Source organism: Mycobacterium sp., from assembly GCF_050701675.1.
Classification (GTDB): domain Bacteria; phylum Actinomycetota; class Actinomycetes; order Mycobacteriales; family Mycobacteriaceae; genus Mycobacterium.
On record NZ_JBOGDD010000714.1, the window covers coordinates 1 to 13,392 of the forward strand.

Consider the following 13,392-nt stretch of genomic DNA (forward strand, 5'->3'; position numbering starts at 1 on the left):
GCACCGGTGGATGCACACAAATCGCTGGGGGGTGGGGGGTCAGGTGGAGCGGCGCAGCGTCACCCGGTAGGTGTACTGCTCGGGCAGGAAGTGACTGACCGCCAGCTCGACGGGCGTGCCAGCTGCGTCGGAGTACAGACGGTCCACCCGCAGCATCGGATGCCCGTCATGACAACCGACCGCAGCCGCCACGTCGTCATCAGCCGGAGACACCGTGATCGATTGTGCGGCTTCGGCTATCGGCTCTCGCAGGTGCGGTTCGGTGAGCCCGATGATGGTGCTGGTGCTGACGGCGCCGTCGGCTACCTCGGGGCGCCCGAGCACGGTTCTGGCCACCGGGCCGGGCAGATGGACGCGGGTCAGCACGAAGGGGACGCCATCGTGGAGCCTGCGGAACACGACGGTGTAGACGACGTCGTCGACGAGTCGCAGTCGGCTGGCCGCATCGACGTCGACCCGGCGGCGAAGGCTCGAGATCACCTCCATCGTGGTGTCCTCGGACAGGCTCATCAGGTCCTCAATGGAGCCGAGCTGGCGCAGGTACCGGTGCCCAGCCAGGCATGCACCGTCGTGCGCGTAGGTGCCGCGGCCTGGCACCCGGTACACCGCGCCCTCGGCCACCAGATCCTGGAACGCGCGCCGCACCGTCTGCCGTGACAACCCGTGCTGCGCGACGAGCTCGGACTCGGTGGGCAGCCGGGCCCCGTCGCGATACACGCCGGCGGCGATGTCATCCCGAAGACGTTGGCGCAGCGTCTGATACGCCGGTGCTGCCCGCATGGTCAGATGCCGCCGCGGGCGACCAGCTGCCCCGCGATGACGTTGCGCTGGATCTCGTTGGTGCCCTCGCCGACGATCATCAGTGGCGCATCCCGGAAGTAGCGCTCGACGTCGTACTCGGTGGAATACCCGTAGCCGCCGTGGATCCGCACCGCGTTCAGTGCGATCTCCATGGCCGCCTCCGACGCGAACAGCTTCGCCATGCCCGCTTCCATGTCGGCTCGCTCACCGCTGTCGTAGCGGTCCGCCGCATACAGCGTGAGCTGGCGCGCCGCAGTCAGTTTGGTGGCCATGTCGGCGAGATAGTGCCCGATGGCCTGATGTTTCCAGATGGGCTGGCCGAAGCTCTCGCGGTCCTGCGCATATGCCAGGGCATCCTCCAGTGCTGCCGTCGCGACACCGAGCGCGCGGGACGCCACCTGGATGCGACCGGTCTCGAGCCCCTTCATCATCTGCCCGAAGCCCTTGCCCGGCTCGCCGCCGAGAAGGGCCGTCGCGGGTACCCGGTAATCGGAGAAGGAGAGTTCGCACGACTCGACGCCCTTGTAGCCGAGCTTCGGCAGATCCCTCGACACGGTGAGCCCCTCGCCGTGCTCCGCAAGCACGATCGAGATGCCCCGGTGCTTCGGCGTCGCGTCAGGGTCGGTCTTGCAGAGCAGCGCGATCAGCCCCGAGCGCCTCGCGTTGGAAATCCACGTCTTGGCGCCGTTGATCACCAGGTCCTCACCGTCGCGGCGGGCGACCGTGGTCATGGCCTGCAGGTCCGAACCCCCGCCGGGCTCGGTCAGCGCCATGGTTGCCCGTAGCTCGCCGGTGGCCATCGCGGGCAGATAATGCTGCTTCTGTTCGTCGGTGCCAAATAGGCCTAAGAGCTTCGCGACGACGGTGTGGCCGCCCATCGCCCCCGCCAGGCTCATCCAGCCCCGCGCGAGTTCCTGCGTCACCAGTACGTAGCACCGCGTCGACACCGGCGTGCCGCCGTACTCCTCGGGTACTGCCAACCCGAAGATCCCGATGCGCTTCATCTGGTCGATCCACGCCTCGGGATAGGAGTTGGCGTGCTCGACCTCGCGCACGGTGGGCTTGACGTCGCGCTCGATGAACGCGCGGACCGTCTCGACCAGCATGAGTTCTTCATCGTTCAGTTTCATGTACGGCCATATTGACACGCCGATCCCAGTACTGCCAGCATGTGGAGCTGTGACTTTGTACGGCCAAATATCGGGCGGCCCGTTCTTCGATGATCTGACGCGGGGTCAGGTGTTCGACTCGGCACCGTCGATGACGTTGACGCCAGGCACGGCCGCGGTGCATCAGTCGATCCTCGGGGACTCGATGCGGTTACCCCTGGATGCCGCGCTGACCCAGGCGGTCACGGGCGCTACCGCCGCGCTCGCCCACCCCGCGATGGTCAGCGACGTGGCGATCGGTCAGAGCACCGTGGCGACGCAGCGCGTCAAGGCCAATCTGTTCTACCGCGGCCTGAAGTACTTCCGGTTCCCGATCATCGGCGACACGCTCTACACCAGGACCGAAGTGGTTGGCCTGAAGCAGAATTCGGCCAAGCCAGGCCGTGCGCCCACCGGTTTGGCCGCGCTGCGGATGACGACCATCGACCAGGCCGACCGACTCGTCCTCGACTTCTACCGCTGCGCGATGCTGCCGTTGAGTCCGGATGCGCCGGACACCGGACACGCGGACGACCTCTCGACCATCGGGTCCGACCCGGCGGTGGGCGCCGATCCCACCGCCGACTGGGATGCCGAGGTCTTCCGCACGCGCGTACCGGGGCCGCACTTCGACGCCGACGTCGCGGGCGCGGTGCTGACGAGCACCGGTGACGTGGTCAGTAGCGCGCCGGAGCTGGCCAGGTTGAGCCTCAACATCGCTGCCACGCATCATGATTCGAGGGTGGGCGGCCGCCGGCTGGTGTACGGCGGGCACACCATCGGGCTGGCGCTGGCGCAGGCGACGCGACTGATACCCAATCTGGTCACCGTCCTTGGCTGGGAGTCCTGCGACCACACCGGACCCGTGCACGAGGACGACACGCTGTTCAGCGAACTGCACGTCGAGGCCGCGCAGCCGTTGCCAGACGGCCGTGGCGGGGTGCTGGCACTGCGATCGCTGGTGTTCGCGGTCCCAGGGGGGAGGGGAGCATCACCCGGTGAGCCCGACCGTCAGGTGTTGGACTGGAGGTTCAGCGCACTGCAGTTCTAGGTGCGGGGACAATGGGCTGGTGGATGTCGGAGTGGACGCGCTGCAGCGGGACTGGGGGGCCTCTGGACTGGCCCACCTGACCGGGTGGGCATCCGGTGGCGCCGACTTCTCCCGTGCCGCCGTCCTCGGCCACGCCAGGGCGACGGCCGACGAGCTCGATCGACGTCTCGGTGTCGCGGTGGACGCCGTCGAGCTGCTGGCCGGCCGGGCGGCACTGCTCGGGCTGGCGCGCCGCGGCCGGGTGTCTGCGGGCGGTGCGAGTCGCCTCATCGCCGCGCGCGACGGGTGGTGCGCGTTGACGCTGTCGCGGCCCGACGACGTCCATGCGGTACCCGCACTGGTGGAATCCGATGGGCCAGAGGATGATCCGTGGCCCGCAGTCGAGCGCTGGGCTTCCGGACGCACCGCAGCCGAGGTGGCCGCCCGCGCCAGGTTGCTCGGCCTGCCTGCGGCGGTGCTGGACGAGACCCCGCCCGCCGCGCCCGACGTGCGTCGCACCGGTCCGGCCGCGGCACCACGCGATCCGTCCGCGCTGTTGGTCGTCGACCTGTCCTCGATGTGGGCGGGCCCGCTGTGCGGGCACATGCTTCACCTGGCGGGGGCCACCGTCGTCAAGGTCGAGTCCAAGGCAAGGCCCGACGGGACCCGCGGCGGGCCGCCGGCCTTCTTCGACTGGATGAACGGTGGGAAGCTCTGCTACGAAGCCGATTTCGACGACAACCGGCGGCTCGGTGAGTTGCTCGCCGCGGCCGACGTCGTGATCGAGTCGTCGCGGCCTGCCGCGTTGCGTCACCGCCGCCTCGGTGCAGGTGACGTCGCGGCGCGAGACGGCCGGGTCTGGATACGGATCACCGGTCACGGTGCCGAAGGCGAGCGGGCGAACTGGACGGCGTTCGGCGACGACGCCGCAGTGGCGGGTGGACTGGTGGGCCGCAGCGCCGAGGGCCCCGTGTTCTGCGGCGACGCGATCGCCGATCCGCTCACCGGCATGCAGGCGGCGCTCTGCGTCGCCGAGTCCCTGGCCCGCGGGGGCGGCGAGGTCGTCGACGTCGCGATGGCTGCGGTCGCGGCGACCTATGCTTCGCTCGCCGTCGGAGCGACCGAGAGTGACCATCCCGCAAGCATTCCCAAGCCGCCCACGCTTAGGCTCTCGGCGGCAATCCCCGGGGCGGACAATGCCCACGTCGAGCGGCTCATCGCCGAACGGAGGCTCGCCCCGTGTTGATTCAGCATGCACAACTGCTCGACGGCACCGTGGTCGACGTCAGGGTGGGTCACCGCATCGACGAGGTGGCGTCACGGCTGACACCGGGCAGCGGAGAGTCGGTGCTGGACGCCTCAGGGCACACCCTGATCCCCGGGTTGCACGACCACCACGTCCACGTGCACTCCGCGGCGGCGGCCCTCGCGTCGGTGCGCGTGGGACCCAGGGAAGCCAACGACCGCAACGCACTTCGGGCTGCGCTGGCAACCGCGCACGTCGGTGACGACGGGTGGATCCGGGCCGTCGGGTATCACGAGACCGTGGCGGGCATGCTGGACCGGGTGTTGCTCGACGAGGTGTCGCCGCCGGTGCCGGTTCGTGTCCAGCATCGCAGTGGAGTTCTGTGGACGCTGAACTCCGCAGGCCTGACCCGAGTGGGCCTGCCCGACCATCCGGACGGTCGCCTGCGCAGTGCCGACCCGAGCTGGTCGGGAGCCTTGCAGCGACGCGAGACCGGACTCGCGGACGTCGGTCGCCGGCTCGCGTCGTATGGCGTCACCGGGGTCACAGACGCCACACCGGATCTCGGGGTCACCGACATGGTGAAGTTCGCCGAGTCATGCCGCCACGGTGAGCTCGCACAGCACGTGCACTGCCTGGCGCCGGGCAAGCGAATTCTGCACGACGACGGCCTCGACCTCGACGAGCTCAGCGCGTGGATTGCTGCCCGCCACGAGTCGGGTGGCGTCGTCGCCGTGCACTGCGTCACCGCGGCGCAGCTCGTCGTCACCATGGCCGCCCTGCGGACCGCAGGTCCCCGTCCGGGCGACCGCATCGAGCACGCCGCCGTCGTGCCCGACGACTGTCTGGCCGACCTCGCCGATCTCGGCGTCGTGGTGATCACGCAGCCCAACTTCGTCACCGAGCGGGGCGATCACTATCTCACCGACGTTCCGCGCGACGAGCATCACCAACTGTGGCGGGTGGCGTCCCTGCTGGCGGCGGGCATTCCCGTCGCGATGTCGACCGACTTTCCGTTCGGTGACTCCGACCCGTGGGCGGCGATGCGCGCCGCGGTGAGCCGGACCACCTCGTCGGGGACGGTCCTCGGCAGGCCGGAACGCGTCGACGCCTGCACCGCACTCGCGATGTTCCTGGGAACCGCCGAGCACCCCGCCCGGCCCCGCTCGGTCACACCGGGTGAACCCGCCGACCTGTGCGTGCTCGCGGCGGACCCCGATGAGGTTCTGCGCGAGTTGGACGCCGACATGGTCGCCGCCACCGTCATCGAGGGTCGCGTGATATTCGAGCAGGCGTGAATATCGGCGGGGATTCCGGCGTTTGGAGTGGCATGCAACGTATTTGGTTCATCACCGGTTCGTCGCGCGGTTTCGGCCGCGCGTTGGTTCGTGCCGCGCTCGAGGCGGGTGACGGGGTCGCGGCCACCGCGCGTCGTCCCGGACAGCTCGGCGATCTCGTCGAGGAATTCGGTGACCGAATACTGCCGCTGGCCCTCGACGTCACCGACGCGTCGGCGGCCGCAGAGGCGATCGAGGCCGCGCGGCAACGGTTCGGGCGTATCGACGTGGTGGTCAACAACGCCGGGTACGCCAACGTCGCTCCGATCGAGACGGCGGACGACGAGGACTTCCGGGCACAGTTCGAGACCAACTTCTGGGGCGTCTACAACGTGTCGAAGGCTGCGATCCCGGTGCTACGAGAACTGGGCGGCGGCTTGATCATTCAGTTCTCGTCGATGGGTGGGCGGGTCGGTGGTTCGGCAGGCGTGGCGTCTTATCAGGCGGCGAAGTTCGCCATCGACGGTTTCTCGCGCGTCCTTCAGGTGGAGACGGCGCCGTTCGGCGTGAAGGTGCTCGTCGTGGAACCCAGCGGATTCGCGACCGATTGGGCGGGTTCGTCGATGGCCGTCGCCGACGTCCCCGATGGCTACGCCGACACCGTCGGGGCGATGAGCCAGGTTCGCCGGAGCGACGCCATCACCGCCGGCGACCCGGCCCGAGCCGCGGAGATCCTGGTCCGCATGTCACGGCACGAGGACGTCCCCTATCACCTGCCTCTCGGCGTCAACGCCGCCGAGGGGTCGATCCGGCTGGACGAGCGGTTGCTCGCCGATGACCTCAAGTGGCGAGCCGTGAGCCGGTCGGCCGACTTCGCCGAGCCCTACCCCGTGGAATTCCCGCCGGCGGTCTGAGCATTCGGAAATGGAGGTCGCCGTCGGCGACGGCTTCAGGCGTCGGCCGATTGCATCTGCGTGAAGGTTCGACGCAACCAATCGGTCTGGGTGGCGAAGAAGTCCTGCGACACCGCGGCCTTCGCCGCGACGCCGTCGAAGCCGTGGAACGCCCCCGGCACGACTTCGACCTCGCACGGCACGCCGGCCGTCCTGAGGCGTTCGGCGTAGGCCAGGTCTTCGTCGTGGAAGAGGTCGAGGGTGCCGACGCCGATCCAGGCCGGCGGTAGGCCGCTGAGATCGTCGCGACGGGCGGGCACCGCGACATTCGGGTCGGCGTCCCCCAGATAGCTGGTCCAGCCGTAGACGTTGGTCGACTGCGTCCACAGTCGATGGTTGGGGTCGTCGAGGCCGGGCTGCGTCCCCGACCTGTCGTCGAGCATCGGGTACACCAGCAGTTGCGCCGCGAGGTCCACCTCACCCCTGTCGCGCGCCAGCAGCGCGAGCGCGGCGGCCAGACCGCCGCCCGCACTGGCGCCGCCGATCGCCACCTTGGTGGGGTCGACGGCGGGCAGCTCGGCCAGCCAGGTGAGCGCGGCGTAGCAGTCCTCGAGCGGGATGGGATACGGGTATTCGGGTGCCAGCCGGTAGTCGACGGCCGCCACCGTGACGCCGAGCTGGCGGGCGAACCGGCGGCAGACGGCGTCGTCCATCGCAGCGTTGCCGATGAGATACCCGCCACCGTGGATCCACAGCAGCCCGGGCCCGGCTCCACTCGCCCCGGGTGGCCGGTGCAGGCGGACGCGCGCCCCGGATGCCGTCGTCAGGACCTCGACGTCGTCGGGCGTGCGCCTGCCCATCAGACGCAGGGCTCCGCGGATCAGGGACACCGAGTACGGGGTGACGATCCGGCGGGGGGTGAAGCGGGCGTTGCGTGCCAGATCGGGATGAAAGTCGACCACCCGCCCGACCCTACCCATGCCCGCGAGATCCATGTCCGGCGTGCTCAGTCGCGGTCGTTGAGAATCGCCTCGAACGCCACCCGGTCGCCGCGGTAGAGCGAGCGCACCACTTCGATCGGTCGGCCCTCGGTGTCCAGCGACCGCCGGTTCAGCCGCAGCATCGGCATGGCGGTCGTCGACTCGAGCAGCGCCGCCTCCCGTGGGGATGCCAGCACCGTCTCGACCCGCTCGACCGCCGATCCGAAGTGCACACCCGTCGCTCGGATCGCCGCGTACAGCGACGTCGTCGGATCGAACGTCTCGGTGAATTGCCTGAAGCGGTGCACGGGCAGGTAAGTGCTCTCGAGCCCGATCCGCTGTCCGTCGGCGAGCAGCACGCGCTCGAGGTGCATGACGGCCTTCCCGTCGGTGACGTCGAGAGCCGCCGCCAGTTCCTGGGTCGCCACGACGTCTTCCCAGGCCACCAGGAGCCGGCCCGGCTTGCGCCCCATTCGAAGCGCGCCCTCAGTGTAGGACTTCAGCGAAAGTGGCTGCACCAGTTTTGGTTTCGATACCACGGTGCCGCGGCCGCGGCGCTCGATGCGCCCTTCGACCAATAGTTCGTGCAATGCCTGCCGGAGGGTCTCGCGGGCGACGCCGAAGCGCAGGGCCAGTTCGCGCTCGGGCGGGAACGCGTCGCCCTCGACGAGACCGTCGAGTAGCTCGTCGAGCGCCGTGCGGATCGCGTGCGGTTTGCTCACGGCGACAGCCGTTGTCGCATAACCCGTTCCGCGATGGCCAGCACGTCATCGATTGTCGCACCCACCGCAATAGGGTCCTTGGCGGCGTCGTCGTAGCGCCGCAGAGCCACGGCGTCGGGCCACCACGGATGCGCGACGAGCGCCTGGTCTACCCCGGCCCCACCCTGAGCGTGCAGGGACAGCACCGACGTCGGCGTCAGGGCCGATCCGTACTCGGGGTCGGTGGCCACCAGGAATCGCTTGGCGGCGACGTGCTGACCCGCCAACCACCCGACCCGCTCCCCGAATCGCGGTGTCAGCCACCGCAGGGCCGTCTCGTCGTGTCGTTCCGCCGCGGACGGGTCGAACTTCGGACTGTGCGCCAGGTCGTGCAGAGCGGCGGCGAGCACCAGTTCGTCGTCGGCCCCGTCGTCGATGGCGCGGGCGGCTGACTGGAGGGCGTGGTCGAGTTCGTCGACGGTCTCCTCATCCCACACGCCACGCAGCGACGTCAGGAGAGCGGCGGTTTCAGCGAGCGGATTCATCGCCTGCAGCTTACCCTTAATTGGTCTATACCAATTGTTAACCTGCTGTTACGCCACGCATCACCGGGGCTTCGGCAGGCCGTATCCCCGAGTCTGAAGGGTCACTGACCATGCGTGTGACGATCATCGGCGGCGGCATCCTCGGGACTGCCCACGCCTTGGAGGCGGTCCAACGGGGCCATCGCGTCATCCAACTCGAACGCGAGGTCGAGGCCCGCGGCGCGACCGTCCGCAATTTCGGACTGGTCTGGGTGTCCGGCCGGGCCGGAAGCGAGCTCGGCGTTACCCTTCGGTCCCGCGAACTGTGGGAGCAGATCGGCGCCCGCATCCCCGGGGTCGGCTTCCGTCCGGCGGGCTCCCTGACGCTGCTGCGCACCCCGCGCGAGATCGCAGTCGCCGAACAGGCCGTCGCGCGTGATGACGCCGACGCCAGGGGCTTTCAACTGCTCGATCAGGACCAGGCCCGAGCCATCAACCCGGCGCTGCGCGGGAAATTCCTTGCTGCTCTGCACTGTTCGCGGGACGGCGCCGTGGAGTCCCGCCAGGCAATGCCCGCGATCCGCGCCCACCTCGACGCCACCGGGCGGTACGAGTTCGTGCCTGGCACCGAGGCCAGGTCCGTCGACGGCACCGTGGTGCGCGACGACCGCGGCAGGAGATACGAAGCCGACCTCGTGCTCATCTGTCCCGGTGCCGCCCACGGCGGACTGACCAGGGAGGTCGCGGGCGACCTGCCGGTGCGGCGTGTCCGGCTGCAGATGATGCAGACGGACCCGCTCGACGAGCCGCTCACCACCGCGATCGCCGACGGTGACAGCTTCCGCTACTACCCGGGTTTTGCGGGCAGTGCGCTGGATGAGTTGCGGGCCAACGAACCTCAGGATCCGGTGGCGGCCGCCGAACGGATGCAGCTGCTCTGTGTCCAGCGCCTGCACGGTGGGCTCACCATCGGCGACACCCACTCCTACGACGAGCCCTTCGCCTTCGACGTCGACGACGCGCCGTACGACTATCTCGTCGCACTCGTCGAAGAGTTCCTCGGCCGACCGTTGCCCCCCGTCCGTCGTCGGTGGGCTGGCGTGTACAGCCAGTGCGTCGATCCCGGCCAGCTGGTGTCCCGCACTGCCGCAGGCGACGGGGTGTGGGTGATCACTGGCCCGGGTGGGCGCGGTATGACGCTGGGACCCGCGATCGCCGAACAGACCGCCGACCTGATCGCGCTATGAGAGGTAAGTCGTTGCCCAACGATCACATTCAAGTCGCCGTGCTGGACATGGCGGGAACTATCGTCGCCGACGACGGGCTGGTGGTCGGCTCGTTCGAGGCCGCCGCGACCGCCGCAGGCCTGCCAGAGGGCGGCGCCGAGCGCGAGCGCGCCCGCCGCTACGTCCTCGACACCATGGGACAGTCCAAGATCGTCGTCTTCCGCACCCTGTTCGGCACCGAGGATCTCGCGCAACGGGCCAACGCCGCGTTCGAGAGCGCCTACGAGGCGGCGATCGACGACGGTCGGGCCACGCCCATCGACGGTGCGGCCGACGCCATCACCCGGTTGCGCGACGCCGGTGTCCGGGTCGCGCTGACGACCGGCTTCAGTCGCGCCACGCAGGGGAAGCTGCTCGCGGCGCTGGGCTGGCAGTCGGTGGCCGACCTAGTGCTCACCCCCGGCGACGGCGTGCGTGGGCGTCCGTACCCGGACCTGATCCTCACCGCGCTGATGCGCCTAGGGGCCGACTCGGTGCGCAACGTCGCCGCCCTCGGTGACACCAGCAGTGACGTCGACAGCGCCCTGCGGGCCGGATGTGCAATCGCCGCAGGCACTCTCACCGGCGCTCACGACGAGCGGCAGCTGCGGGAGGCGGGCGCCACCCATGTGGTGCCGACGGTCTCCGACTTCGCCGACCTGATTCTCACTACGAACGAGGACTGAATGATGAAACTCCGCAAGACCATGGCGGCCGTCGCGATCGTCGCAGCATCCGTCACGTTGACCGCATGCGGCGGCACCGGATCCTCGGGTTCTGGCAGCGGCGAGACCGTCACGGTGTACAGCGCGGACGGGCTCGCCACCTGGTACAAGCCCCAGTTCGACGCGTTCACCAAGAGCACCGGCATCAACGTCAACATCGTCGAAGCCGGGTCCGGCGAGGTGGTTTCGCGCGTCGAGAAGGAGCAGTCCAACCCGCAGGCCGACCTTCTGGTGACCCTGCCGCCGTTCATCCAGAAGGCGGACCAGTCCGGTCTGCTGCAGCCCAGCGGCGTTGACACCGGGGGTATCGCGCCCGCGCAGGTTGGTCCTAGCGGCAACTATCTGCCGATCGTGGACAACGCACTGAGCTTCATCGCCAACCCCGACGCCAACCCGAAGCCCGTCACCTGGAACGACCTGCTCGCGCCGGAATACAAGGGCAAGCTGCAGTATTCGACGCCGGGGCAGGCCGGTGACGGCACCGCGGTCCTGGTCCTCCTGCAGCATCTGATGGGCAAGCCTGCGGCACTGGATTACCTGGGCAAGCTGCAGGCGAACAACGTCGGGCCGTCCTCGTCGACCGGCAAGCTGCAACCCAAGGTGAGCAACGGCGAACTCCTGGTGGCCAACGGCGACGTGCAGATGAACCTCGGCTCGATCAAGGACGACGGGTCGAAGTTCGACGTCTTCATCCCCGCTTCCCCCGACGGGAAGAAGACCACCGTCTCGCTGCCGTACGTCGGGGGCGTCACCAAGGGCGCCCCGCACGCCGATGGCGCAAAGAAGCTGCTGGCGTTCCTCGTCTCGGAGGACGTGCAGAAGACAGTGGCCCCGGACGCGCTCGGTATCCCGGTACTGCAGTCGCTGGTCGCGTCATCGGAGGGCGCGGCCGGACCGAACACTCCCGCAGGCGTTTTGGCGGGCGTCGACGTATGGGTGCCGGACTGGAACGCCGTCCTGGCCGAGCTCGACACCGACGTCGCCGCGTACCAGAAGGTCACCGGTAGCTGACCATGGCCGAGACGAGGTTGAATCGAACGACGGCCGCGGTCGACGGTCGTGACGTGGCGGTCACCGAAGACGGCCTGCCCGCCATCACCTTCGATAGGGTCGGCGTGGCCTACGGTCGCGCCAAGAAGGCGACCAATGCGCTGATCGACTTCAACCTTCGGGTCTCTGCCGGTGAGACCGTCGCCCTGCTCGGCCCAAGCGGGTCGGGCAAGTCCACCGCGCTCAACGCGCTCGCGGGCTTCGTGCGCCCGACGACGGGAGCGGTCCGACTCGGCGACCGAGACGTCACCGACCTTCCGCCCGCCAAGCGGGGGATCGGGGTGGTTCTGCAGTCCTACGCGCTGTTCCCGCACATGCGGGTGGCCGACAACGTCGCCTTCGGACTCAGGTCGCAGCGGGTTCGCCGCGGTGAGGTCGGGCCAAGGGTCGCCGAGGCACTGGACATGGTCGGCATGTCGGCGTACGGAAAGCGTTTGCCCCGTGAGCTTTCCGGCGGCCAGCAGCAGCGCATCGCCATCGCACGGGCGCTGGCGATCCGGCCGAGGGTGCTTCTGCTCGACGAGCCGTTGGCCGCATTGGACGCGCAGCTGCGGCAGTCGATGCTCACCGAGTTGCAACGACTCAAGGAAGCGCTGCCCGACACCGCGATGCTGTACGTGACGCACGACCAGACCGAAGCCCTTGCCCTCGCAGACCGGATCGTGGTCATGAACGACGCGCGCCTGATGGACGTGGACACCGCCGAGAACCTCTGGAAGCGTCCGCCGAGCAGCTTCACGGCCGCCTTCCTCGGTGGGGCCAACCTGATTCCCTGCACGGTCGGCCGGGTGATCGGCACGTCGGCGCTGGTGAGCTTCGCGCACAAGACGGTCGCCGCCGAGGCGCCACAGCCGGCAGTCGGCCGGATCGACTGGGCGCCTGGGTCGAAGGCGCTGTTGTGCATTAGGCCGCATGCCGTGAAGATCGTCGGCCTCGGTGACCGGGATGCCCTGCGCGCGACCGTGAATGCCGCGGTGTGGCGTGGCGCCAACACCCGACTGGTGGTGTCGGTGCACGGGCTGCCCGATCAGCTCATCGACGTCGACGTGCCAGGAGCGACGCAGTTCGACACCGGCACCGAGATCGGACTGCGCTTCCCCGAGCCGGCGGGCGTGCTGGTGCAGGCCTCGCCGTGACGACGCTGCTCGATCCGCAAGCGGACGCGCCCCCGACGCAGGCCCCGCCGAGGTCGCGGGCCGCGTGGTGGGCGGTACCGCCGTTGGTCATCGTGCTGCTCTTCGCGGTGTACCCGTTGCTCAGGGTCTGCCTGGAGTCGACGAAAGGCGTTGGTGAAGAAGGTGGTTGGTCGACCTGGATGACAGTGCTGTCGTCGGAGGCCTTCCGCGACGCCCTGTGGCGTACCGTGGCGATCGCTGCGGCGTCGACCGCGGGATGCCTGCTCCTCGGTACCTTCCTGGCGATCGTCCTGGCGTTCGTGCCGTTCCCTGGCAATCACCTCGTCGGTCGCCTCATCGACACGGTGCTCGCGCTGCCGTCGTTCCTCATCACCCTGGCGTTCACGTTCCTCTACGGCACCGCGGGCGCAGTCAACGCCGCGATTGCGGGAGCCACGGGCGGCGGGGCGCCCGCCATCGACTTCCTCTACACGCCCGCCGGGGTGATCGCCGCGGAGATCACGTTCTTCACGCCGTTCGTCATCCGGCCGCTGCTTGCGTCTTTCTCGGTGCTGCCGAGGGCGCAACTGGACGTCGCGGCCAGCCTCGGCGCCTCACCGCTGCGGGTGCTGCGAGC

14 protein-coding genes are annotated in these 13,392 nt (G+C 69.2%); 9 read left to right on the forward strand and 5 right to left on the reverse strand.

The features are described 5' to 3' along the window. Positions 1–39: 39 nt before the first annotated feature. Both ACRDUX_RS21915 and ACRDUX_RS21920 read right to left on the reverse strand, forming a co-directional pair. Positions 40–780 (reverse strand): GntR family transcriptional regulator, encoded by a 741-nt coding sequence (locus tag ACRDUX_RS21915; RefSeq protein WP_526416449.1) that lies wholly within the window; start codon positions 778–780, stop codon positions 40–42. A 2-nt stretch (positions 781–782) separates the two neighbouring features. Continuing rightward, positions 783–1,931, reverse strand: a complete 1,149-nt coding sequence (locus tag ACRDUX_RS21920; RefSeq protein ID WP_526416451.1) for an acyl-CoA dehydrogenase family protein — start codon at positions 1,929–1,931, stop codon at positions 783–785. Here ACRDUX_RS21920 and ACRDUX_RS21925 point away from each other — a divergent pair. From ACRDUX_RS21925 to ACRDUX_RS21940, 4 genes are read left to right on the forward strand one after another with little or no spacing between them, the layout of a single operon-like run. Then, a complete protein-coding gene (locus tag ACRDUX_RS21925; protein WP_526416453.1) occupies positions 1,930–3,000 on the forward strand; it encodes a MaoC family dehydratase in 1,071 nt (356 codons plus the stop codon). The genes ACRDUX_RS21920 and ACRDUX_RS21925 overlap by 2 nt on opposite strands. A 19-nt stretch (positions 3,001–3,019) precedes the next feature. Further along, a complete protein-coding gene (locus ACRDUX_RS21930; RefSeq protein ID WP_526416455.1) occupies positions 3,020–4,225 on the forward strand; it encodes a CoA transferase in 1,206 nt (401 codons plus the stop codon). Next, entirely contained in the window at positions 4,219–5,523 is a 1,305-nt protein-coding gene (locus tag ACRDUX_RS21935; RefSeq protein WP_526416457.1) for an amidohydrolase family protein, read from the forward strand. The genes ACRDUX_RS21930 and ACRDUX_RS21935 overlap by 7 nt, the downstream gene beginning before the upstream one ends. Before the next feature lie 32 nt (positions 5,524–5,555). Beyond that, positions 5,556–6,416, forward strand: coding sequence for an SDR family oxidoreductase (locus tag ACRDUX_RS21940; protein WP_526416459.1), 861 nt, complete (start codon positions 5,556–5,558; stop codon positions 6,414–6,416). A 35-nt stretch (positions 6,417–6,451) separates the two neighbouring features. Here the strand turns inward: ACRDUX_RS21940 and ACRDUX_RS21945 are convergent, their stop codons facing one another. Genes ACRDUX_RS21945 through ACRDUX_RS21955 form a run of 3 tightly spaced genes read right to left on the reverse strand, consistent with a single transcriptional unit; the run spans position 6,452 to position 8,621 of the window. Next, positions 6,452–7,375, reverse strand: coding sequence for an alpha/beta hydrolase (locus tag ACRDUX_RS21945; protein ID WP_526416461.1), 924 nt, complete (start codon positions 7,373–7,375; stop codon positions 6,452–6,454). Between the two features lie 26 nt (positions 7,376–7,401). Next, complete coding sequence (locus ACRDUX_RS21950; RefSeq protein WP_526416463.1) at positions 7,402–8,097, reverse strand: GntR family transcriptional regulator; 696 nt, start codon at positions 8,095–8,097, stop codon at positions 7,402–7,404. Continuing rightward, positions 8,094–8,621 carry an HD family phosphohydrolase gene (locus ACRDUX_RS21955; RefSeq protein WP_526416465.1) on the reverse strand — a complete coding sequence of 176 codons (528 nt, stop codon included), beginning with the start codon at positions 8,619–8,621 and terminating at the stop codon, positions 8,094–8,096. The genes ACRDUX_RS21950 and ACRDUX_RS21955 overlap by 4 nt, the downstream gene beginning before the upstream one ends. Positions 8,622–8,731: 110 nt before the next feature. On the opposite strand from ACRDUX_RS21955, the gene ACRDUX_RS21960 reads away from it, so the two are divergent. The 5 genes from ACRDUX_RS21960 to ACRDUX_RS21980 form a co-directional block, all read left to right on the forward strand. Then, on the forward strand, positions 8,732–9,847 hold the full coding sequence (locus tag ACRDUX_RS21960) for a TIGR03364 family FAD-dependent oxidoreductase (protein WP_526416467.1): 1,116 nt from the start codon (positions 8,732–8,734) through the stop codon (positions 9,845–9,847). Between the two features lie 47 nt (positions 9,848–9,894). Beyond that, complete coding sequence (locus ACRDUX_RS21965) at positions 9,895–10,551, forward strand: phosphonatase-like hydrolase (RefSeq protein WP_526416473.1); 657 nt, start codon at positions 9,895–9,897, stop codon at positions 10,549–10,551. Between the two features lie 3 nt (positions 10,552–10,554). Next, entirely contained in the window at positions 10,555–11,601 is a 1,047-nt protein-coding gene (locus ACRDUX_RS21970) for a 2-aminoethylphosphonate ABC transporter substrate-binding protein (protein WP_526416475.1), read from the forward strand. Between the two features lie 2 nt (positions 11,602–11,603). After that, positions 11,604–12,776, forward strand: a complete 1,173-nt coding sequence (locus tag ACRDUX_RS21975) for an ABC transporter ATP-binding protein (protein WP_526416469.1) — start codon at positions 11,604–11,606, stop codon at positions 12,774–12,776. Further along, on the forward strand, positions 12,773–13,392 hold a 620-nt coding region (locus tag ACRDUX_RS21980; protein WP_526416471.1), incomplete at its 3' end, for a 2-aminoethylphosphonate ABC transporter permease subunit. The genes ACRDUX_RS21975 and ACRDUX_RS21980, both read left to right, overlap by 4 nt.